This window comes from Kosakonia sp. BYX6, from assembly GCF_038449125.1.
GTDB lineage: Bacteria > Pseudomonadota > Gammaproteobacteria > Enterobacterales > Enterobacteriaceae > Kosakonia > Kosakonia calanthes.
Window position 1 is genome coordinate 4,676,857 of the sequence record NZ_CP151800.1, and the last position, 22,942, is coordinate 4,699,798.

Genomic DNA, 22,942 nt, shown 5'->3' on the forward strand with positions numbered 1-22,942 from the left:
ACCTTCGAACAAGCTTACCAACATTGTGGTATCCTCAGCGCATATCCGTCGGGAAAAGAGGGATAATTAGCAATTCTGAACCTTTGCGAAAATCACCGCAAAGAAAAAAAAGATAAGAGTAATGTCAACCCAGGAGCAAACCATGCAGGTCAGCAGAAGGCAGTTCTTTAAGATCTGCGCTGGCGGTATGGCAGGTACAACGGCTGCAGCATTGGGCTTTGCCCCAAACATCGCGCTGGCGGAAACTCGGCAATATAAATTGCTGCGTACCCGCGAAACCCGTAATACCTGCACATATTGTTCTGTCGGCTGTGGGCTATTGATGTATAGCCTCGGCGACGGTGCAAAAAACGCCAAAGCGTCAATCTTCCATATCGAAGGCGATCCGGACCATCCGGTAAGCCGTGGGGCGCTCTGCCCGAAAGGCGCGGGTCTGGTGGATTTCATCCACTCCGAAAGCCGTCTCAAATACCCGGAATATCGCGCGCCAGGTTCCGATAAGTGGCAACGCATCACGTGGGATGATGCTTTTGATCGCATCGCCAAATTGATGAAAGCCGATCGCGACGCCAACTATATCGCGCAGAACGCCGAAGGTACCACCGTCAACCGCTGGCTGAGCACCGGGATGCTGTGCGCATCCGCTTCCAGTAATGAAACCGGCTACTTAACGCAAAAATTTACCCGCGCACTCGGCATGTTAGCCGTCGACAACCAGGCGCGTGTCTGACACGGACCAACGGTAGCAAGTCTTGCTCCAACGTTTGGTCGCGGTGCGATGACCAACCACTGGGTCGACATGAAAAACGCCAACCTTATCATTGTGATGGGGGGGAACGCGGCAGAAGCGCATCCGGTGGGATTCCGCTGGGCGATGGAAGCCAAGATCCATAATGGCGCGAAGCTGATTGTTATCGATCCGCGCTTTACGCGTACCGCCTCTGTTGCGGATTTTTATACGCCGATTCGTTCCGGTACTGACATTGCCTTCCTGTCAGGCGTGTTGCTGTACCTGATGACCAACGAAAAATACAACCGCGAATACACCGAGGCCTACACCAACGCCAGCCTAATCGTGCGTGAAGATTTTGGCTTCGACGATGGCCTGTTCACCGGCTATGACGCGGATAAACGTAAATACGACAAAACCAGCTGGAACTACGAACTGGATGAGAAAGGTTTCGCCAAACGCGACACCACGCTCAGCCATCCGCGCTGCGTGTGGAACCTGCTGAAAGAGCACGTTTCACGCTATACGCCGGACGTAGTGGAAAACATCTGCGGGACGCCAAAAGCGGATTTCCTGAAGGTGTGCGAATACATCGCCGAAACCAGTGTGCATGATAAAACCGCCTCGTTCCTTTATGCACTGGGTTGGACGCAGCACTCTGTTGGCGCGCAAAACATTCGCACCATGGCAATGATCCAGTTGCTGCTCGGCAATATGGGAATGGCAGGCGGCGGCGTGAACGCCCTGCGCGGTCACTCCAACATTCAGGGGCTGACGGATCTTGGCCTGCTGTCGCAAAGCCTGCCGGGCTATATGACGCTGCCAAGCGAAAAACAGACCGACCTCCAGACATACCTTGCCGCCAACACGCCAAAACCGCTGCTGGAAGGCCAGGTGAACTACTGGGGTAACTATCCGAAATTCTTCGTTTCGATGATGAAAGCCTTCTTTGGTGACAAAGCGACGGCGGAGAACAGCTGGGGCTTTGACTGGCTGCCGAAGTGGGACAAAGGTTACGACGTTTTGCAGTACTTCGACATGATGTACAAAGGTCAGGTGAACGGTTATCTGTGCCAGGGCTTTAATCCGGTGGCGTCGTTCCCGAACAAAAACAAGGTAGTTGCCGCGCTGTCGAAGCTGAAATTCCTTGTCACCATCGATCCGCTGAACACTGAAACCTCAACGTTCTGGCAGAACCACGGCGAGCAGAATGATGTCGATCCGTCGACAATCCAGACCGAAGTGTTCCGTCTGCCTTCTACCTGCTTCGCCGAAGAGAACGGTTCAATCGTTAACTCCGGTCGCTGGTTGCAGTGGCACTGGAAAGGCGCGGATGGTCCGGGCGAAGCGGTAACCGATGGCGAAATCCTCGCCGGTATCTTTACGCGCCTGCGTAAGATGTATGCCGAAGAGGGTGGCGCGTGTCCGGAACAGGTGCTGAATATGACCTGGAACTACTCCACGCCGCATGAACCGGCTTCCGAAGAAGTGGCGATGGAGAGCAACGGCAAAGCGCTGGCGGATATTACCGACCCGGCAACGGGCGCGGTGATCGTCAAAAAAGGCCAGCAGCTGAGTTCGTTCGCGCAGCTGCGTGATGACGGCACAACCTCCAGTGGTTGCTGGATTTTCGCCGGTAGCTGGACGCCGGAAGGCAACCAGATGGCGCGCCGTGATAACTCTGACCCGTCGGGCCTCGGCAATACGCTAGGCTGGGCATGGGCGTGGCCGCTCAACCGCCGCATTCTTTACAACCGCGCGTCGGCGGATCCGCAGGGTAAACCGTGGGATGCCAAACGCCAGTTGCTGAAATGGGACGGCGCGAAATGGGGCGGCGTGGATATTCCGGACTACAGCACCGCCGCACCTGGCAGTGAAGTGGGGCCGTTTATCATGCAACCTGAAGGTCTGGGCCGCCTGTTTGCCCTCGATAAGATGGCGGAAGGGCCGTTCCCGGAACACTACGAGCCGTTTGAAACGCCGCTGGGGACTAACCCGCTGCATCCGAATGTTATCTCGAACCCGGCCGCCCGTGTCTTTAAAGACGACATGGACGCGATGGGCAAAGCGGATAAGTTCCCGTATGTCGGTACCACGTACCGCCTGACCGAGCATTTCCACTACTGGACCAAGCACGCGCTGCTTAACGCCATCGCGCAGCCGGAACAGTTTGTGGAGATCGGTGAAAAACTGGCGGGCAAGCTGGGCATTGTTCAGGGCGACACCGTGCGCGTCTCCTCCAACCGAGGCTATATCAAAGCCAAGGCGGTGGTGACCAAACGTATTCGCACGCTGAAAGTGGACGGCAAAGATATCGATACTATCGGCATTCCTATTCACTGGGGTTATGAAGGTGTGGCGAAGAAAGGCTTTATCGCTAACACGCTGACGCCGTTTGTCGGTGATGCGAATACCCAAACGCCAGAGTTTAAGGCGTTCCTGGTGAACGTGGAAAAGGTGTAACGGAGACGACTTATGGCTTATCAATCGCAAGACATCATCCGTCGTTCCGCGACTAACGGTTTCACTCCCGCGCCACAGGCGCGGGATCACCAGCAGGAAGTGGCGAAGCTTATCGACGTCACCACCTGTATTGGCTGTAAAGCCTGTCAGGTGGCCTGTTCTGAGTGGAACGACATTCGTGATGAAGTGGGGCATAACGTCGGGGTATATGACAACCCGGCGGATTTGACCGCGAAATCATGGACGGTTATGCGTTTCTCGGAAGTAGAGCAGAACGACAAACTGGAGTGGCTGATCCGTAAAGATGGCTGCATGCACTGCGCCGATCCTGGCTGCCTGAAAGCATGTCCGTCAGAAGGGGCTATCATTCAGTATGCCAACGGCATTGTCGACTTCCAGTCTGAGCAGTGCATTGGCTGCGGTTACTGCATCGCCGGGTGTCCGTTCGATGTGCCGCGTCTGAATCCGGAAGACAACCGCGTCTACAAATGTACGCTGTGCGTCGACCGCGTTACCGTGGGCCAGGAACCGGCTTGTGTGAAAACCTGCCCGACCGGCGCTATCCACTTTGGCTCCAAAGAGGATATGAAAACGTTGGCCGGCGAGCGTGTAGAAGAGCTGAAAACCCGCGGTTACGATAACGCAGGTCTGTACGATCCGGCGGGCGTTGGCGGTACGCACGTAATGTATGTGCTGCATCATGCCGACAAGCCGAATCTGTATCACGGCCTGCCGGAAAACCCGCAGATCAGCGCAACCGTGAAGTTCTGGAAAGGTATCTGGAAACCTCTTGCGGCGGTCGGCTTTGCTGCGACCTTCGCTGCCAGCATCTTCCACTATGTCGGTGTCGGTCCGAACCGCGCAGAAGAGGAAGACGATAATCTGCATGAAGAGAAAGACGAGGTGCGCAAATGAAAAGACGTGACACCATCGTGCGCTACACGGCTCCCGAGCGCATCAACCACTGGGTCACCGCCTTCTGCTTCGTGCTGGCGTCGGTGAGCGGGCTGGGGTTTTTCTTCCCCTCCTTCAATTGGTTGATGAACATTCTGGGGACGCCGCAGCTGGCGCGCATTCTCCATCCGTTTGTCGGCGTGGTCATGTTCGCGTCATTTATAATCATGTTTTTCCGCTATTGGCACCATAACCTCATCAATAGGGATGATATCTTTTGGGCGAAGAATATTCGTAAGATCGTCGTCAATGAGGAAGTGGGCGACACCGGGCGCTATAATTTCGGTCAGAAGTGTGTGTTCTGGGCGGCGATTATTTTCCTGGTGTTGTTGCTGGCAAGCGGCGTGGTTATCTGGCGTCCTTACTTCGCCCCCGCATTTCCGATTCCGGTGATCCGATTAGCGTTGATGGTGCATTCATTTGCCGCAGTCGCGTTAATTGTGGTTATCATGGTGCATATTTACGCCGCCTTGTGGGTGAAAGGCACCATAACTGCAATGGTGGAAGGCTGGGTTACCAGCACGTGGGCCAAAAAGCATCATCCGCGCTGGTACCGAGAAGTTCGCAAGACAACGGAAAAATCGACTGAATGAGTATTCGCATAATCCCGCAAGATGAGCTGGAGAAGAGCGATAAACGCACGGCGGAAGTGATTCCGCCGTTATTATTCCCCAGACTGAAAAATCTCTATAACCGTCGCGCAGAGCGTTTGCGTGAGCTTGCAGAGAGTAACCCGCTGGGTGATTACCTGCGTTTCGCTGCGCTTATCGCCCATGCCCAGGAAGTGGTGCTGTATGACCACCCTTTGCAGCTCGACCTGACGGCGCGCATCAAAAAAGCCGCCGAACAGGGCAAACCGCCGCTGGACATTCACGTGCTGCCGCGCGATACGCACTGGCATAAGCTGCTGCATTCGCTGATCGCCGAGCTGAAGCCGGAGATGAGCGGCCCGGCGCTGGCGGTGATCGAGAACCTGGAAAAAGCCTCCGCACAGGAGCTGGAAGCGATGGCAAGCGCGCTGTTTGCCGCGGATTTCGGCGCGGTCAGCAGTGATAAAGCCCCGTTTATCTGGGCGGCGTTGTCACTCTACTGGGCGCAAATGGCAAGCTTAATCCCAGGGAAAGCGCGTGCTGAATATGGCGAACAACGCCAGTTTTGCCCGGTATGCGGTTCTATGCCGGTCTCCAGTATGGTGCATATCGGGACCACTCAAGGGCTGCGCTATTTGCACTGCAACCTGTGTGAAACCGAATGGCACGTGGTGCGCGTTAAATGCAGCAATTGCGAGCAAACGCGCGATCTGCATTACTGGTCGCTCGACAACGAGCAGGCGGCAATCAAAGCGGAAAGCTGCGGCGATTGCGGCACTTACCTGAAGATTCTCTATCAGGAAAAAGACCCGAACGTTGAGCCAGTGGCCGATGATTTAGCCTCGCTGATCCTCGATGCCCGCATGGAGCAAGAAGGATTCGCCCGTAGCTCGATCAATCCGTTCTTATTCCCTGGCGAAGGGGAATAAGAACGCCAACCCTTGCCGCGTTTGGCAGGGGTTTCCCCACTCCTTTGCCGTCGTTATCTCACCGCAAAATCCTTTTTATCTGGCACACATTGTCAAAAACCTGCCGTTCCCATTTCGCGAAAACCAGGCTATAACAACTGGATATTTATACAGACAAGGGAATGCAAAATGGCACTGGAAAACGGTATCGCCGGGCTGGTAAAAGCGTTTATCGCCGCAGGTCGTCCATCGGCTCGCGCAGCGAGTATTGATGACCGACGCGCCGGTTATCTCGCCAGCACGGGGTTAGCCGGGGAAACGGAACCCCGTGTTCAGGTGGAAGATTTCACGCTGGAAGGTCAGGCATTTCGTCTATTTTCGCCGCAAAACGCCAGCGGTTGCCTGCCAACGCTTATCTACTACCACGGCGGCTGCTTTGTGAGCGGCAGTTTTGAAACCCATGACAACCAATTGCGCCAACTCGCCTTTTACAGCGGCTGCCGGGTGATCGCCGTGCAGTATCGGCTTGCGCCGGAACATTGCTGGCCCGCCGCGCATGATGATGCGCAAAACGGCGCCGATCTGCTGTGGAAAAATGCTGAAAAGCTCGGCATCGACCGACAACGTATCACATTGGCAGGCGATAGCGCAGGCGGGCATCTGGCGCTGGTGACAGCGCTACGCTTGAAAACAGCAGGAATCTGGCAACCCGCGCAACTGGTGCTTGTCTACCCAATGCTTGACGCGACCGCCTATTTCGACAGCTATGCCTTCAACGGTTCCGATTATGTGATCACGCGTGACGCATTACTCTCTGGCTATGAGTTCTATCTCGGTGATACCGATCGCTTGCTGCCGGATGTCAGCCCACTGTGGCGCGATGATTTTGCTGGCCTGCCGCCGGTGCACATTATTACGGCGGAGTTTGATCCGCTTTGTGATGAGGGCGAGGCCCTGCATCAGCATATGACCGAGCAGGGCGTTGCCTGCACGTGTTCACGTTATTTGGGCGTGATTCACGGCTTCTTCCAGCTTGCAGGGATCAGCCAGACGGCGCAGGACGTGATTAAAGATGTCGCCGCGCGCGTCGCCAGGGCATAACTAAGCGCCTGTAGAAACAGGCGCTTAGTTGGTTACTCTTCTTCGTTGCCGCCCTCTTCATACGGGCCGAAAGGTTTCGCGGGCAGGACGATATAAATCCCTTCGAAAATCGCGCCGTGCGTGTCGTTGCCGAACAATTCAACCTGAAGCTGTACGCGTGCTTTGCGCCCGCGAGCAAGGCGGTCGAGATCGCCGCTAAGAGAACCGAGATCGGCAATCGCGCTCGGTTTACCGCTGATCGGCGTGCTGTAGCGGATATGCGCATCGGCCAGAATAATGGTGCCGCCAAGATGGCGCTCACGCAGCATCAGCCAGATCAGCCCCCAGCCAGTCAGCGTCGCCAGCGAAAACAGGCTACCGGCAAACAGTGTATGGTGCGGGTTCTGGTTGCCGACTTCCGGCATGGTGGTAATAAACTTCTGCCCGGTGTACTGCTGAATGCGCACGCCCATCTTTTCGCTGAGCGGAATATGCTGATACCAGGCCTGTTGCAACTGCCCGCACCAATCGCCGCGATGGAGAATATCGTCCAGTGACGCAATGGGTTTAATCATCAAAAAGTGGCGTATTGGCGTGGTTTGCGGCGCGGTGATTTCGCCTTCGTTGATAAATCCAAGCTTGGCGAAAAACGCCACCGCATCTTCGCGGGCGCTACAGGTTACGCGTTTTACGCCTTCCTGGCGGGCAACGGATTCCAGCGTCATCGCCATCAATGTGCCCAGACCTTTATCCTGCACGGAAGGGTGCACCGCCATAAAACGGATCGAACCTTCGTTATCCGCATTGATATACAGCCGCCCTACCGCCACGAGGTTGCCTTCTTCATCAACGACCATCTGATGATGGGCAAACGCATCCCAGGCATCGCGCTCGGAGCCCTGGGGTTGATGCAGCGGTTTACGCAGCATTTCCCAGCGGAACTGGTAATAGAGATCTAACTCTTCTGCCGTTTGCGGTACGCGAAGGTGATACATAGCTGCATTCTCTCTTGTGACCCGGGGCCACGCCGCAAGCTGGCTCATACCTGCAACCAGAATGTGACGGGGCCGTCGTTGACCAGCGAAACTTGCATATCAGCAGCGAATCGCCCGGTTTGCGTTTCCATCTGCTGGCTGCGGCAACGTTCGACAAAATAGTTGTACAGGGCTTCGGCGTGTTCCGGGGCGGCACCTCGTGAAAACCCCGGACGCATGCCGCGCCCTGTATCCGCAGCCAGCGTGAATTGCGACACCACCAGCACGCTGCCACCAGCCTGCTGGACATTAAGGTTCATCTTTCCTTCGGCGTCGCTAAAAATACGGTACCCCAGTACGCGTTCGCACAGGCGGTTCGCTTTTTGTTCATCGTCATCCTTTTCGACCCCTAACAACACCAAAAGTCCTGGGCCGATTTCACCCGTCACTTCCCCCGCCACGCTTACGCTCGCACGGGAAACGCGTTGAATTAATGCAATCATGGTTGGTTTACGTCTTCTTGTTGTGTTGTTTTTTTGAGTTTTCGGTATTCGCCGAGAGTGACAGTTATTTCAGCGCCAAGCAAGACGATACACCAGGTCCAATAGACCCAGAGAAACAAAATGGGGATGACAGCCAGCACGCCATAAATCAGCTGGTAAGACGGGAACATGGTGATATATAAAGCAAAACCTTTCTTCCCGAGTTCGAACAATACCGCAGCGACAAACGCGCCAAGCACGGCGTCGCGATTGGGAACCCGCGTGGTGGGCACGATGCTGTATAGCAACCAAAACGAGAGCCAGGATAGGATCAGCGGGAAAATCCGCAGCACATCGTCGATCACGCTGTTTAACTCGCTGGCCCAGCGCAACGACAACAAATAGGAACTGATTGCCAGGCTTGCGCCAGCTAACAGCGGCCCGAGCGTCAGAATCATCCAGTAAACGGCAAACGAATAAACGTGGGGGCGAACGCGGGTGCTGCGCCAGATGGTGTTCAATGCGCTGTCGATGGAGTACATCAACAGTAATGACGTCACCACCAGCCCGCAAGCCCCGACCGCCGTCATTTTTGTCGAGTTTGCGACGAATTGTTCAATGTAGTTCTGGATGACATCCCCGGTAGTAGGAATGAAATTGGCGAAGATAAAGTGACGCAACTGAATGCTGATGTCCGAAAACATCGGAAAAACAGCGAACAGGGCGAATACCACGGCGATCAGCGGCACCAGCGAGAGTAAGGAGACGTAGGCGAGGTTACCCGCCAACGTCGTCATGTTGTCGTCGTTAATATGCTGCCAAAGGAGTTTCAACCACGCACGCAGCGAGCGCGTATGGTCGTTCGCTCTGTGCTGTACGTTTTTTAGCATAACTGCTTCGAAAAATAGTCGGGGATGGTCGCTTTGCTGGTCACCAGAATCGCAGTGATTCCGAGCTGTTCGGCACCGGCGATATTATCAGCATTGTCGTCGAAAAAGACGGTATCGCCGACAGAAAAACCCTCAAGTGCGATAACTTGCTGATAAATTCGCGACTCCGGTTTGCGCATTCCCATCTCCTGCGAAAGGTAGATGTTATCAGCGGCGACATGCACTTCAGGATATTGTTCCGGCCAATAAGTCGTATGCAGACGGTTGGTATTCGACAGCACGACCACGCGGTGTCCTTGCTCGCGCAGTTTCTGCATGATGTCGATAACCTCCGGGCGCAGCGCAACAAATACTGCCTGCCAGCCCGTGGAAAATTGCTCATAGCTCAGCGGCAGATCCATCTCTTCACACAGCGCTTTTGCGAACTCTTCATCACTGATTTCACCGCGTTCATGCTGGTGAAATGGCTCCCCCATGTTAAAACTCTGCTTTAGGGTCGCCAGCGGCACACGACTAAAATCACTCCAGGCACCCAGTACCCGGTTAAAGTCGATGTCGACAATCACGTTACCTAAATCAAAGATATAGAGCATTTCTCTCTCCTTGCCTGCCATGGAAAGTTAACTGTAGCGGGAAAGTGCTGAATTGAATAGTTCACCACTACGCGTACAGAAAATACAGGCATAAAAAAAGCCGCTGAAAATCAGCGGCTTCTTGGCAGAGAAAGGAAGATTACTCTTCTTTCGTACCACGACTTGCGCGTTTACGATCGTTCTCGGTCAGGTGACGTTTACGAATACGAATGGACTGAGGCGTTACCTCTACCAGTTCGTCGTCATCGATGAACTCCAGAGCTTGCTCCAGGGTCATCTTCACTGGCGGAACCAGAACCGTTGCTTCGTCCGTACCGGACGCACGCATGTTGGTCAGTTTTTTACCGGTCAGGCAGTTTACAGTCAGGTCGTTAGAACGGCTGTGAATACCGATAATCTGGCCTTCGTAAACTTCTGCACCGTGACCCAAGAACAGCTTACCGCGATCCTGCAGGCTGAACAGCGCAAACGCGACAGCTTTACCCTGACCGTTGGAGATCAGTACGCCGTTGTTGCGCTGGCCAACTTCGCCCGGACGAACATCGTCGTAGTGGCTGAAGGTGGAGTAGAGCAGGCCGGTACCGGAAGTCATGGTCATGAACTCAGAACGGAAGCCGATCAGGCCACGGCTTGGGATCACGTAGTCGAGACGTACGCGGCCTTTGCCATCTGGATTCATGTTTTTCAGGTCGCCTTTACGCTCACCCAGAGCCTGCATGACAGAACCCTGATGCTGCTCTTCAACATCCAGCGTTACGTTCTCGAACGGCTCTTGTTTGCGGCCGTCGATTTCGCGGAAGATAACTTTCGGACGGGAAACCGCCATTTCGAAACCTTCACGACGCATGTTTTCGATCAGAACAGACAGGTGCAGCTCACCACGACCGGAAACGCGGAACGCATCAGCGTCTTCGGTTTCTTCAACGCGCAGTGCAACGTTGTGCACCAGCTCTTTGTTCAGGCGGTCAAGGATCTGACGAGAGGTAACGTATTTACCTTCTTTGCCACAGAACGGAGAGGTGTTGACGTTGAAGAACATGGTTACGGTCGGCTCATCAACAGACAGCGCCGGCAGCGCTTCAACATTTTGCGGATCGCAAATGGTGTCAGAGATGTTCAGCTCGCCCAGGCCGGTAATCGCGATGATGTCGCCAGCTTCGGCGAGATCGGTATCGATACGCTCCAGACCCAGGTGACCCAGCACTTTACCGACTTTACCGTTGCGGGTTTTGCCTTCGCTATCAATGATAGTGACCTGCTGGTTCGGCTTCACTTTACCGCGTTTGATACGGCCAATGCCGATTACACCAACGTAGTTGTTGTAATCGAGCTGAGAGATCTGCATCTGCAGCGGGCCGTCGAGATCAACGTCCGGAGCCGGTACGTGGTCGACAATCGCCTGATACAGCGGGGTCATGTCTTCCGCCATATCTTCGTGGTCCAGACCCGCGATACCGTTCAGCGCAGAAGCGTAAACGATCGGGAAGTCCAGTTGCTCATCGGTCGCGTCGAGGTTAACGAACAGGTCGAATACCTGATCGACAACCCAGTCAGGACGCGCGCCAGGACGGTCAACTTTGTTGATTACCACAATCGGTTTCAGGCCATGGGCAAATGCTTTTTTGGTCACGAAGCGCGTTTGCGGCATTGGGCCGTCAAATGCGTCAACCACCAGCAGCACGGAATCGACCATGGACATTACACGCTCAACTTCACCACCGAAGTCGGCGTGCCCCGGGGTATCAACGATGTTGATACGATAATCATTCCATTTGATAGCGGTGTTTTTAGCGAGGATGGTAATCCCACGCTCTTTCTCCAAATCGTTGGAGTCCATCACACGCTCTTGAGTTTCAGCACGTTCGTCGAACGTACCGGATTGCTGCAGCAGCTTGTCAACCAGGGTCGTTTTACCGTGGTCAACGTGAGCAATGATGGCGATGTTACGCAGATTTTCGATCACAACTTTGCCTCAGGCATTAGAAATAGCGCGTTATTGTACACGTATTAATCGAAGGACTAAACAGGATCACAAACATCCTCCGCAAACAAGTATTGCAGAGTTGCTTTGTGATCGCTTTCACGGAGCGTGAAAAGGGGCAATTAACGAAAATTGCACCAATACGGTGCTCTATGTTCACATAAAAGCACTATATTGGTGCAACATGACCATCATGGTGCAGCCCTTTTGCACTATGCCGAGCATAATAACGCCTTTTTAGGGCGATTTAAAAGTTGGCATAGATTTCGCTTTATCTATTGTACGGCAACTACGCCAGGTTTACGTAATATTAGAAGACCTCGTTTCCACGACGACAATGACAATTCCGGGAGAGTTTAAGTATGTCCGCTGAACACGTTTTGACGATGCTGAATGAGCACGAAGTGAAGTTTGTTGATTTGCGCTTCACAGATACCAAAGGTAAAGAACAGCACGTCACTATCCCAGCTCATCAGGTAAACGCCGACTTCTTCGAAGAAGGTAAAATGTTCGATGGTTCTTCGATTGGTGGCTGGAAAGGCATCAACGAATCCGACATGGTGCTGATGCCGGACGCGACTACCGCTGTCATTGACCCGTTCTACGAAGAACCTACGCTGATCATCCGCTGCGATATCCTCGAACCTGGCACCATGCAGGGCTACGATCGTGACCCGCGCTCCATTGCTAAACGTGCAGAAGAGTACCTGCGTTCCACCGGTCTTGCTGACACCGTTCTGTTCGGGCCAGAGCCGGAGTTCTTCCTGTTTGACGACGTTCGCTTCGGCACCTCCATTTCCGGTTCCAGCGTTGCTATCGACGATATCGAAGGCGCATGGAACACTTCCACCAAATACGAAGGTGGTAACAAAGGTCACCGTCCGGCAGTTAAAGGCGGTTACTTCCCGGTTCCGCCGGTTGATTCCTCTCAGGATCTGCGTTCCACCATGTGTCTGGTGATGGAAGAGATGGGTCTGGTTGTTGAAGCTCACCACCACGAAGTGGCGACTGCGGGTCAGAACGAAGTGGCAACCCGCTTCAACACCATGACCAAAAAAGCGGACGAAATTCAGATTTACAAATATGTGGTTCACAACGTTGCGCACCGCTTCGGTAAAACCGCGACCTTTATGCCGAAACCGATGTTCGGTGATAACGGTTCCGGTATGCACTGCCACATGTCCCTGTCCAAGAACGGCACCAACCTGTTCTCTGGCGATAAATATGCTGGCCTGTCTGAAATGGCGCTGTACTACATCGGCGGCGTAATCAAACACGCGAAAGCAATCAACGCCCTGTCCAACCCGACCACCAACTCCTACAAGCGTCTGGTCCCGGGTTATGAAGCGCCGGTTATGCTGGCTTACTCTGCACGTAACCGTTCTGCTTCTATCCGTATCCCGGTGGTGGCGTCTCCGAAAGCACGTCGTATAGAAGTGCGTTTCCCGGACCCGGCTGCGAACCCGTACCTGTGCTTTGCTGCGCTGCTGATGGCAGGCCTGGATGGTATTAAAAACAAAATCCACCCGGGCGAAGCGATGGATAAAAACCTGTACGACCTGCCAGCGGAAGAAGCAAAAGAAATCCCGCAGGTTGCAGGCTCTCTGGAAGAAGCGCTCAATGCACTGGACGCTGACCGCGAGTTCCTGACCGCGGGCGGCGTGTTCACTGACGACGCTATCGATGCTTACATCGCCCTGCGTATTGAAGAGAACGACCGCGTTCGCATGACTCCGCACCCGGTAGAGTTCGAACTGTATTACAGCGTTTAATGTATTAAATACTCGGCGCATTTCTTGTCGCAGCAAGGCGGCAACTGAGTGAATCCCCGGAAGCATAGATAACTATGTGACCGGGGTGAGCGAAGGCAGCCAACACAGCAGCGGCGAGTAAGACGCCAGAGGATTTGTTGCCGTGGAACTTTTGGCCCATCCCAGGATGGGCTTTTTTCTCCACCAACGTCCTGATCTGACGCCTTAATCTATAAAAACGCTATACTGCACTAACTTGGTGCATATCTCCGGGAGACTGCTAAATGGCAAGCGGCGCGGTGCCCGATGCTGGGCAGATCCTCAATTCTTTAATCAACAGCATCCTGCTCGTTGATGACGACCTGGCGGTTCATTACGCCAACCCTGCGGCACAACAGTTGCTGGCGCAAAGCTCGCGCAAATTATTCGGCACTCCGCTCCCTGAACTGCTGAGCTACTTTTCGCTGAACATCGAATTGATGCGTGAAAGTTTGCATGCCGGTCAAGGCTTCACCGATAACGAAGTGACGCTAGTGATCGACGGGCGCTCACACATTCTTTCGCTGACGGCGCAACGCCTGCCGGACGGGCTGGTGCTGCTGGAAATGGCGCCGATGGATAACCAGCGACGTCTAAGCCAGGAGCAACTTCAGCACGCCCAGCAAGTGGCGGCGCGTGATTTAGTGCGCGGCCTGGCACATGAAATTAAAAACCCGCTTGGCGGCTTACGCGGTGCGGCGCAGCTGCTGAGCAAAGCATTGCCCGATCCGGCGCTGACGGAATACACCAAAGTGATCATTGAGCAGGCTGATCGCCTGCGCAATCTGGTGGATCGCTTGTTAGGCCCGCAACAACCGGGAATGCACGTTACCGACAGCATTCATAAAGTTGCCGAGCGCGTAGTGAATCTGGTGTCGATGGAGTTGCCGGATAATGTCACGTTTACCCGCGATTACGACCCCAGCTTGCCGGAATTTGCGCATGATCCTGACCAAATCGAGCAAGTTTTATTGAACATCGTCCGTAATGCCTTGCAGGCGTTGGGGCCGGAAGGGGGCGAAATTATTTTGCGTACCCGCACCGCTTTCCAGTTAACGCTGCACGGTGTGCGTTACCGCCTGACGGCGAGGATAGATGTGGAAGATAATGGCCCGGGCATTCCGCAAAATCTCCAGGATACGCTGTTTTATCCGATGGTGAGCGGGCGCGAAGGCGGCACCGGGCTTGGGTTATCTATCGCACGCAGCTTGATTGATCAACATTCGGGCAAAATTGAATTTACCAGTTGGCCAGGTCATACCGAATTCTCGGTATTTCTGCCTATTCGGAAGTAGAGGTGTTTATGCAACGAGGGATAGTCTGGATCGTTGATGACGATAGCTCCATCCGTTGGGTGCTTGAACGCGCGCTCACCGGGGCAGGCTTGAGTTGTACAACGTTTGAAAATGCCAATGAAGCGCTTGATGCGCTAACCACCAAAACCCCGGATGTGCTGCTTTCAGATATTCGTATGCCAGGGATGGATGGACTTGCATTATTAAAACAGATAAAGCAGCGCCATCCGATGCTTCCGGTCATCATAATGACCGCGCATTCCGATCTGGACGCGGCGGTGAGCGCTTACCAGCAAGGGGCGTTTGATTATCTGCCCAAACCTTTTGATATCGACGAGGCCGTAGCGCTGGTTGAACGTGCTATCAGCCATTATCAGGAGCAGCAGCAGCCGCGCAATGTGCAGGTTAGCGGGCCGACGACCGATATCATCGGTGAAGCGCCGGCAATGCAGGATGTGTTCCGCATTATCGGCCGTTTGTCGCGTTCGTCGATAAGCGTCCTGATTAACGGTGAATCCGGGACCGGCAAAGAACTGGTAGCGCATGCGCTGCATCGCCACAGCCCGCGGGTGAAAGCGCCGTTTATCGCGCTGAATATGGCGGCCATTCCGAAGGATTTGATCGAATCTGAATTGTTTGGCCACGAGAAAGGCGCGTTTACCGGCGCGAACACCATTCGCCAGGGCCGTTTTGAACAGGCCGATGGCGGAACCCTGTTCCTTGATGAAATCGGCGATATGCCGCTGGATGTGCAGACACGTTTGCTGCGCGTGCTGGCCGATGGTCAGTTCTATCGCGTTGGCGGCTATGCGCCGGTGAAAGTCGATGTGCGCATTATCGCCGCTACGCACCAGAACCTGGAATTACGCGTTCAGGAGGGAAAGTTCCGTGAGGACTTATTCCACCGCCTGAATGTTATCCGTGTGCATTTGCCGCCGCTGCGCGAGCGTCGGGAAGATATTCCACGTCTGGCACGCCACTTTTTACAAGTCGCCGCCCGTGAACTTGGTGTGGAAGCGAAGCAGCTGCATCCGGAAACTGAAGCCGCCTTAACTCGCTTGGCCTGGCCGGGTAACGTGCGCCAACTGGAAAACACCTGTCGCTGGTTAACAGTGATGGCAGCAGGCCAGGAAGTGCTGATTCAGGATTTACCTGGTGAGTTGTTTGAAGCTACCGTGCCAGATAGCCCAACACAAAGCCTGCCGGACAGTTGGGCAACGCTGTTGGCGCAGTGGGCGGATCGCGCGTTACGTTCCGGTCATCAAAACCTGCTTTCCGAGGCGCAACCTGAAATGGAACGCACCTTACTGACGACCGCGCTGCGCCATACGCAGGGTCACAAACAGGAAGCGGCCCGGCTACTCGGCTGGGGTCGTAACACCCTGACGCGGAAGTTGAAAGAGCTGGGAATGGAGTAAAATGCGGGCGAAATGTAAAGAATGAATCGCAATAGCAAATTGCTGTTATTTTGCGCTTTACTGTTAACCGCAGTGACGTATGATCTTGCCCGTTTACAGGGGGGGTCATCATGCTGGAATCATTAATCAACGTGGTCACGGCAGGCGCATCAGCCAGCCACACGCCGCAAACGGCCATCGCAGCGGTACTTTGCGCTGCGCTGGTTGGGCTGTTTAGTTAGCCGTTCAGGCTAGCTGATGGCGCTACGTTTATCAGGCCTACGCATCACGCTGTAGGCCTGATAGCGTCACCGCTAAATCACTCTTGAGAACTGCTGTAACCGTGCTTTCTGACGTAGATAGGCGTCGAAACACATGCAGATATTGCGAATCAACAAGCGCCCTTTCGGTGTCACCTGCAAACCCTGCTCGTTCATCGCCACCAGCCCATCGTTCACCAGCGGCGTTAACAGCCGTAAATCTTCGGCGAAGTAATCACGGAAATCGAGATCCCACGCGTTTTCGACGTCGCTGAATGCCAGGCGGAAATTGCAAATAAGCCCTTTGATCACATCGCGGCGAATGCAGTCATCACGGGTTAACGCAATACCGCGCCACAACGCATCACCACGCTCATCCACCTGCTGATAATAGTGTTTCAGCTCTTTCTGGTTTTGCGCGTAGCTGTCGCCAATCATGCTGATCGCAGAAACGCCCAGGCCAAGCAGATCGCTATCGCCCTGCGTGGTGTAGCCCTGGAAATTACGATGCAGTACGCCGTTACGCTGCGCCACTGCAAGCTCGTCGTCCGGGCGGGCAAAGTGATCCATACCGATAAACTGGTAACCAGAACCGGTCAGCGACGTGATAGTTTGCTGCAAGATATCGAGCTTTTGCTGTGCCGAGGGTAAATCCGCATCTTTGATTTTGCGCTGGGCGGCGAACAACGTTGGCAAATGCGCGTAGTTAAAGACGCTTAAACGATCCGGACTAAGCGCCGCGACGCGTTGCAGCGTAAAAGCGAAACTTTCCGGCGTCTGTTTCGGCAGACCATAAATCAGATCGATATTGGTCGAGGTAAAACCAATCTCGCGAGCGTGGTTGAGCAGAGCAAAGATAAATTCTTCATCCTGCTCGCGGTTAACCAGCCGCTGTACTTCTTTATTGAAGTCCTGTACGCCCATGCTCAAGCGGTTAAAGCCTTCGCAGCGCAGGTGATCAAGCACATCCAGTTCGATTTCGCGGGGATCGACTTCGATCGAAATTTCCGCATCAGCTCTAAATTCAAAATGGCCGCGCAGTAGCGTCATCAGGCGACTGATTTGCGCTTTATTCAGATAGGTTGGCGTACCGCCGCCCCAATGCAGCTGGCTAACGTGGCGGCCCTTAAACAGCGGCGCGCGATGGGCAATCTCTTGCTCCAGCGCATCCAGATATTGATCGGCCTTATGCTGCTGGCGGGTGACAATTTTATTGCAGCCGCAGAAATAGCAAAGCTTGTGGCAGAACGGGATATGAACATACAGCGACAGCGGGCGTTCAGGGTAACGCGCAACTGCGCGGCGAAAATCATCTTCGCCATAGGCGTCGGAAAACTCCAGCGCGGTGGGATACGACGTATAACGTGGCCCGGAATAGTTATATTTCTGGATTAGGGCCAAATCCCAGTCGATTACATGCTCAGACATTACTCACTCCTTCCGATGACACCGCTGGCGATTCCGGCGGCCCGGCCTGACCTCTTTTTTGGTCATAAGCCGGTTGCGCAGCCACACTTTGCGCCGCGACAACCGCTGTAGTTTAACGAATAACCACACCAGATAACATATAACCGGAAGGGTTATAAGCAGGACGGGAAGCCCCATAGGAAAGGATTAGTTGCCGCCTTTCAGCAGGCGCATCATATCTTCCTTACCTTCTTCTTCCTCTTCTTCGTCGTCATCGTAAGAGAGGCCGAGTTTCTGCATCAGCTCATCAATGCGGTCGAGTTTGGCATCTACCCAAGCCTGATCCTCAGCGCTCAGGGTTCCGCCCTCTTCCAGACGTTCCAGTAGCGCATCCAGGCGCTCATCCGTTTCCAGCATCTCCAACTCAGCCTGCGGTGAAAGCATAGGTTTCTCGCTCTTAGGTTTGTGCTGCTTGTTGACTGGCGTGTCTGTGACACCCAGCGGAATCGGTTTTTTACTGCCAACACGCGGGTCTTTCTGCGCTTTGCTCTTTCCGGAGCCAGATGCGTCACCGCCACCGTTCGCACGGCTACCTGAAGCATTACCACGATGCTTTTTATCACGCTTGCGGTCGCGGCCTTCCTGATTCATTTCTTCACGGGTTTTACGGCGTACTTTGCCGCGCGGAGTGGTAGACGGTTTTTTCATAATAGGAGTCTTAAGTCGTTTTTCATCAGTATAGAATTGCGGCGGAATCTAGCAGAAAGCAAGCAAAGAAAAAAGGCGACAGTGCAAACTGTCGCCTTTTTTCTTGACCCTAACCCGTAATGGGTTCTACGTTCCGTGTTCGCTATCAACGCGCCCTGTCTATCCATTAGCGTAAACGTTCCTTGTTACGGTCCCTCTTCCTTTTTAAATGTCTTCTGACATTATCTTCCTGTCCTCGCCTCCTGGCGCTCCCGACCCCTCTTTCCTTGAGTCATCCTTTCCTGACAAGCCTCCTGCCTTGGTGAGTTACTTTACGCATCTGGAAAAAACTGACAAGCAGGAATAGGCCATCGATCTATAAATTAAGAAAATTCCATAATCACAACTTATTGATTTAAGGAGAATTAGCTATTTTTCAGCCTAAAGCTTCTCTGAAAGTTCGCATAGCATAAAGGGCAGATATCTTACACGTCAGCCAGCAAAGGCTTACAGAAACAGTTTATCGCGAGAAAAACAGTCTTTTGCGTGGGTTCAGGTATAATCGCCGCACGCTTTGCAGATGGAGACGACCATTTTGACTACTTTGAATTATCAACAGACGCACTTTGTTACCAGTGCGCCTGACATTCGCCACTTGCCTGCCGACACCGGTATCGAAGTGGCATTTGCTGGCCGCTCCAACGCTGGTAAATCAAGCGCACTCAACACGCTAACGAATCAGAAGAACCTGGCGCGCACCTCAAAAACGCCAGGCCGTACGCAGCTGATTAACCTGTTCCAGGTCGCTGATGGCAAACGCCTTGTCGACCTGCCGGGTTACGGTTATGCGGAAGTCCCCGAAGAGATGAAAATCAAATGGCAGCGCGCGTTGGGCGAATATCTCGAAAAGCGCCAGTGTTTGCAGGGTTTGGTGGTGCTGATGGACATTCGCCATCCGCTTAAAGATCTCGATCAGCAGATGATCCACTGGGCAGTGGAGAGCAATATCCAGGTGCTGGTGCTGCTGACCAAAGCAGATAAGCTCGCCAGCGGCGCACGTAAAGCGCAGTTGAATATCGTGCGGGAAGCAGTGCTGGCCTTTAACGGCGAAGTACAAGTTGAAGCGTTTTCTTCATTAAAGAAACAAGGCGTGGATAAATTACGCGAGAAGCTGGATGGCTGGTTCACTTCTCTACCGCCGGTTGAAGAAACCGAAGAATAAGCCTCAGGCGCAGCACTCGCTGCGCTTTTTTCTTTCTTTCGCGCAATAAAAAACGCCCCAGTCATTACTGACTGGGGCGGCTAAATATTCAGCCAAATCCGATTACGTGAAGTAAAAGGTCTGAAAGATAGAACATCTTACCTCTGTACCCTACACGAATAACTCTACTCCCTTTTTGGATCTGGACAAAGCACTTTTTGTAATTTCTTTTCACTTTTTACATAGGGAATTCTAATGATCGTCACAAAATAGCAGCGATATGTTGCTTACTTACAGAAAACTCCCTTTCACGTCGCACACTTAGTGCGCCTGATCCCAGTTTGGCCCACTTCCGACTTCTACCAGTAACGGCACATCCAGTTTTGTACTACTTTCCATCAGCTCATGGATCTTTTTCGACACTGCCTCGACATCATCTTTATGCACTTCGAACACCAGTTCATCGTGCACCTGCATGATCATGCGTACGCGAGGTTTCTCATTTTGCAGCCAGTCATCAACGGCGATCATCGCGCGTTTGATGATATCCGCCGCGGTCCCCTGCATTGGCGCGTTGATCGCCGCGCGTTCAGCACCTGCGCGTCTGGCCGCGTTACTTGATTTGATGTCCGGAAGATAAAGACGACGCCCATCAAGGGTTTCAACATAGCCATTTTCTTTCGCCTGCGCGCGGGTCCGCTCCATATACTCCAGCACACCAGGGTAGCGTTCGAAGTAGAGATCCATATATTTTTGCGACTCTTTCCGCGGAATATTCAACTGGCGCGATAAGCCAAACGCACTCATGCCGTAAATCAGCCCAAAGTTAATCGCCTTCGCGCTGCGGCGCTGTTCATTGCTGACACTGTCCAGCGGCAAACCAAAAACTTCCGCCGCCGTCGCCCGGTGGATGTCTTTGCCTTCGGCAAACGCCGTCAGCAGGCCTTTATCACGCGAGAGGTGCGCCATAATACGCAGTTCAATTTGTGAGTAATCCGCAGAAACAATCACGTAATCTTTCGGCGCGATAAAAGCCTGGCGAATACGGCGACCTTCTTCATTACGTACCGGAATGTTTTGCAGGTTCGGATCGGTGGAGGACAAACGCCCGGTCGCCGTCACCGCCTGATGGTATGACGTATGAACGCGCCCAGTTTTCGGGTTGATCATCAGCGGCAATTTGTCGGTATACGTTGATTTGAGTTTCGCCAATCCACGGTATTCCAGAATCACTTTCGGCAATGGGTAATCCAGCGCCAGCTCTTCCAGCACCTCTTCCGACGTGGACGGCGCGCCGCCCGGCGTTTTCTTCAGCGGTTTAATACCCTGTTTTTCAAACAATATCGTTTGCAGTTGCTTGGGGGAAGAGAGGTTAAAAGGCTCGTCAGCGATCTCGTGCGCTTTTTTCTCCAGCTCCGCCAGGCGCAGCGTCAACTCTTCAGAGTGTTTATGCAGCACGGCGGGATCGATATTGACGCCGTTACGTTCAATGCGTGAAATCACCGGAACCAGCGGCATTTCGATATTCTGGAACACATTAAGCGGCCCTGCGGCTTTTTGCAGTTCTGGCCACATCGCCAGATGCAATTGCAGCGTGACATCCGCGTCTTCCGCCGCGTACTGACCGGCCTGCTCCAGCGCAATCTGGTTAAAGGTCAGCTGATTTTTGCCTTTGCCTGCAATCTCTTCAAAGGTGATGGTTTTGTGCTTCAACCAGCGCTCTGAAAGGGTGTCCATGTCGTGACGACCAACAACGCTATTTAGCGTGTAGGACTCCAGCATGGTATCGAAGGCGATTCCGCGCAGTTCAATACCATAATTTTCCAGCACACCACGATCGTATTTCAGGTTCTGCCCCACTTTGGGGGCGTTTTCGTCTTCCAGCAGCGGCTTCAACAACTCAAGCGCGCGATCGCGGGAAATTTGATCTGGTGCGTCAAGATAGTCATGCGCCACCGGCACATACGCCGCTACACCAGGCTCCGTGGCAAAGGAGAGCCCAACCAGGTTAGCGCTGATATTGTCCAGGCTGTCCGTTTCGGTATCGAAAGCAAACAGCGGCGCTTTTTTCAGCCTGGCGATCCACGCTTGCAACGTTTCTTCATCAAGGATAGTGACGTAATTTTCCGCAGAAAGTGTGGCGGCAGGAATATCGGGCTCCGCTTCCACCACGATGGTTTCCTGCGGCTTCGCGCCCGGCTTGCTTCCTTTTGCTTGCAGCCACTTGCCGGCTTCCACATCCGCCGTCCAGCGCTTGAATTCGTACTTTTTGAACAGCTCAATCAACGCTTGCGTTGCGGGCTGCTGAACTTCCAATTGCTCGCACGTCAGTTCCAGTTCAACATCCGTTTTGATAGTCGCCAGTTGATAAGAGAGATAGGCGACCTCTTTATTCTGCTCTAGCTTAGCCGCCATGGTTTTGGCACCACGGAAAGTCAGCCCGGCAATTTTATCCGGCTCAGCATACAGCGCGTCCAGACCACCGAGGCCCTGCAACAATGCCTGCGCCGTTTTCTCACCAACGCCCGGAACGCCAGGGATGTTATCCGAGGAGTCACCCATCAGCGCGAGGAAATCGATGATAAGTTCTGGCGGCACGCCATATTTGGTGACAACTTCATCTGGGCCAAGAATGGTGTTGGTCATGGTATTAATCAGCGTGATATTTGGCGTCACCAGCTGCGCCATATCTTTATCACCGGTACTGATCAGCACAGGGCGACCATTTTTATCCGCTTCACGCGCCAGCGTACCGATCACGTCATCGGCCTCAACACCGGAAACAGCCAGCAACGGCAACCCCATCGCTTTTACCATGGCGTGTAACGGCTCAATTTGCGCACGCAGGTCATCCGGCATCGGCGGGCGGTGAGATTTGTAATGTTCAAACAACTCATCACGGAACGTTTTACCCTTCGCGTCAAACACCACTGCGACATGTGTCGGCTGATACTGCAATAACAAACTACGCAGCATATTCAACACGCCGTACATTGCACCGGTGGGTTCCCCGACACTGTTGGTCAGAGGTGGAAACGCATGATAAGCGCGATAGAGGTAAGACGAGCCGTCAACAAGAATGAGTGGGTTTTCTGGGATCTGAACCATGATGTCCATGCCTGTTTATCAATTTATGGTTAAAGGATGCCACAGACAGGGGGAAAACATGAGTTTTTCCCGGTAAATGCCGGAAAAGATTTCGCGATCGTCGGGATCGCTCGCACAATCATCCTGTGGATAAGTTTGTGAATAGTTTATTT

At 53.5% G+C, this 22,942-nt stretch carries 18 protein-coding genes; 10 read left to right on the top strand and 8 right to left on the bottom strand.

Annotation, left to right across the window (positions count from 1 at the left end):
* Positions 1–142 precede the first annotated feature (142 nt).
* From fdnG to AAEY27_RS21895, 5 genes are all read left to right on the top strand, one after another.
* Complete coding sequence (fdnG, locus tag AAEY27_RS21875; RefSeq protein ID WP_342322847.1) at positions 143–3,193, top strand: formate dehydrogenase-N subunit alpha; 3,051 nt, start codon at positions 143–145, stop codon at positions 3,191–3,193.
* 12 nt (positions 3,194–3,205) lie between these two features.
* Positions 3,206–4,108, top strand: coding sequence for a formate dehydrogenase subunit beta (gene fdxH, locus AAEY27_RS21880; RefSeq protein ID WP_342322848.1), 903 nt, complete (start codon positions 3,206–3,208; stop codon positions 4,106–4,108).
* The gene (gene fdoI, locus AAEY27_RS21885; RefSeq protein ID WP_342322849.1) at positions 4,105–4,740 is read left to right on the top strand and encodes a formate dehydrogenase cytochrome b556 subunit; all 636 of its coding nucleotides are present in this window, start codon (positions 4,105–4,107) and stop codon (positions 4,738–4,740) included. The genes fdxH and fdoI overlap by 4 nt, the downstream gene beginning before the upstream one ends.
* Entirely contained in the window at positions 4,737–5,666 is a 930-nt protein-coding gene (gene fdhE / locus AAEY27_RS21890; RefSeq protein WP_342322850.1) for a formate dehydrogenase accessory protein FdhE, read from the top strand. Before fdoI ends, fdhE begins: the two co-directional genes overlap by 4 nt.
* A gap of 168 nt (positions 5,667–5,834) precedes the next feature.
* Entirely contained in the window at positions 5,835–6,746 is a 912-nt protein-coding gene (locus AAEY27_RS21895) for an alpha/beta hydrolase (RefSeq protein ID WP_342322851.1), read from the top strand.
* 32 nt (positions 6,747–6,778) lie between these two features.
* Here AAEY27_RS21895 and fabY read toward each other — a convergent pair whose 3' ends face one another.
* From fabY to typA, 5 genes are all read right to left on the bottom strand, one after another.
* Positions 6,779–7,720, bottom strand: coding sequence for a fatty acid biosynthesis protein FabY (gene fabY / locus AAEY27_RS21900; RefSeq protein ID WP_342322852.1), 942 nt, complete (start codon positions 7,718–7,720; stop codon positions 6,779–6,781).
* 44 nt (positions 7,721–7,764) lie between these two features.
* Positions 7,765–8,202 (bottom strand): D-aminoacyl-tRNA deacylase, encoded by a 438-nt coding sequence (dtd, locus tag AAEY27_RS21905; protein WP_342322853.1) that lies wholly within the window; start codon positions 8,200–8,202, stop codon positions 7,765–7,767.
* Positions 8,199–9,071, bottom strand: a complete 873-nt coding sequence (locus tag AAEY27_RS21910) for a virulence factor BrkB family protein (protein ID WP_342322854.1) — start codon at positions 9,069–9,071, stop codon at positions 8,199–8,201. Before AAEY27_RS21910 ends, dtd begins: the two co-directional genes overlap by 4 nt.
* Complete coding sequence (yihX, locus tag AAEY27_RS21915; RefSeq protein ID WP_342322855.1) at positions 9,065–9,664, bottom strand: glucose-1-phosphatase; 600 nt, start codon at positions 9,662–9,664, stop codon at positions 9,065–9,067. The genes AAEY27_RS21910 and yihX overlap by 7 nt, the downstream gene beginning before the upstream one ends.
* A gap of 139 nt (positions 9,665–9,803) precedes the next feature.
* Positions 9,804–11,627, bottom strand: a complete 1,824-nt coding sequence (gene typA, locus AAEY27_RS21920; RefSeq protein WP_342322856.1) for a ribosome-dependent GTPase TypA — start codon at positions 11,625–11,627, stop codon at positions 9,804–9,806.
* Between the two features lie 380 nt (positions 11,628–12,007).
* Between typA and glnA the strand changes: the two genes are divergently transcribed.
* The 4 genes from glnA to AAEY27_RS21940 all read left to right on the top strand — a co-directional run bounded on the left by glnA (position 12,008) and on the right by AAEY27_RS21940 (position 16,369).
* Positions 12,008–13,417: a glutamate--ammonia ligase gene (gene glnA / locus AAEY27_RS21925; RefSeq protein ID WP_342322857.1), complete on the top strand. Its 1,410-nt coding sequence runs from the start codon at positions 12,008–12,010 to the stop codon at positions 13,415–13,417.
* Between the two features lie 263 nt (positions 13,418–13,680).
* The gene (gene glnL, locus AAEY27_RS21930; protein ID WP_342322858.1) at positions 13,681–14,730 is read left to right on the top strand and encodes a nitrogen regulation protein NR(II); all 1,050 of its coding nucleotides are present in this window, start codon (positions 13,681–13,683) and stop codon (positions 14,728–14,730) included.
* An 8-nt stretch (positions 14,731–14,738) separates the two neighbouring features.
* A complete protein-coding gene (glnG, locus tag AAEY27_RS21935) occupies positions 14,739–16,148 on the top strand; it encodes a nitrogen regulation protein NR(I) (RefSeq protein WP_342322859.1) in 1,410 nt (469 codons plus the stop codon).
* A 110-nt stretch (positions 16,149–16,258) separates the two neighbouring features.
* Positions 16,259–16,369: a YshB family small membrane protein gene (locus AAEY27_RS21940; RefSeq protein WP_342322860.1), complete on the top strand. Its 111-nt coding sequence runs from the start codon at positions 16,259–16,261 to the stop codon at positions 16,367–16,369.
* A gap of 72 nt (positions 16,370–16,441) precedes the next feature.
* On the opposite strand, the gene hemN is transcribed toward AAEY27_RS21940, so the two are convergent.
* Both hemN and yihI read right to left on the bottom strand, forming a co-directional pair.
* Positions 16,442–17,815, bottom strand: a complete 1,374-nt coding sequence (gene hemN / locus AAEY27_RS21945) for an oxygen-independent coproporphyrinogen III oxidase (RefSeq protein WP_342322861.1) — start codon at positions 17,813–17,815, stop codon at positions 16,442–16,444.
* A 186-nt stretch (positions 17,816–18,001) separates the two neighbouring features.
* A complete protein-coding gene (gene yihI, locus AAEY27_RS21950) occupies positions 18,002–18,502 on the bottom strand; it encodes a Der GTPase-activating protein YihI (RefSeq protein ID WP_342322862.1) in 501 nt (166 codons plus the stop codon).
* A gap of 574 nt (positions 18,503–19,076) precedes the next feature.
* On the opposite strand from yihI, the gene yihA reads away from it, so the two are divergent.
* Entirely contained in the window at positions 19,077–19,703 is a 627-nt protein-coding gene (yihA, locus tag AAEY27_RS21955) for a ribosome biogenesis GTP-binding protein YihA/YsxC (protein ID WP_342322863.1), read from the top strand.
* Positions 19,704–20,003: 300 nt separating this feature from the next.
* Here yihA and polA read toward each other — a convergent pair whose 3' ends face one another.
* The gene (gene polA / locus AAEY27_RS21960; protein ID WP_342322864.1) at positions 20,004–22,790 is read right to left on the bottom strand and encodes a DNA polymerase I; all 2,787 of its coding nucleotides are present in this window, start codon (positions 22,788–22,790) and stop codon (positions 20,004–20,006) included.
* Between the last annotated feature and the right edge of the window lie 152 nt (positions 22,791–22,942).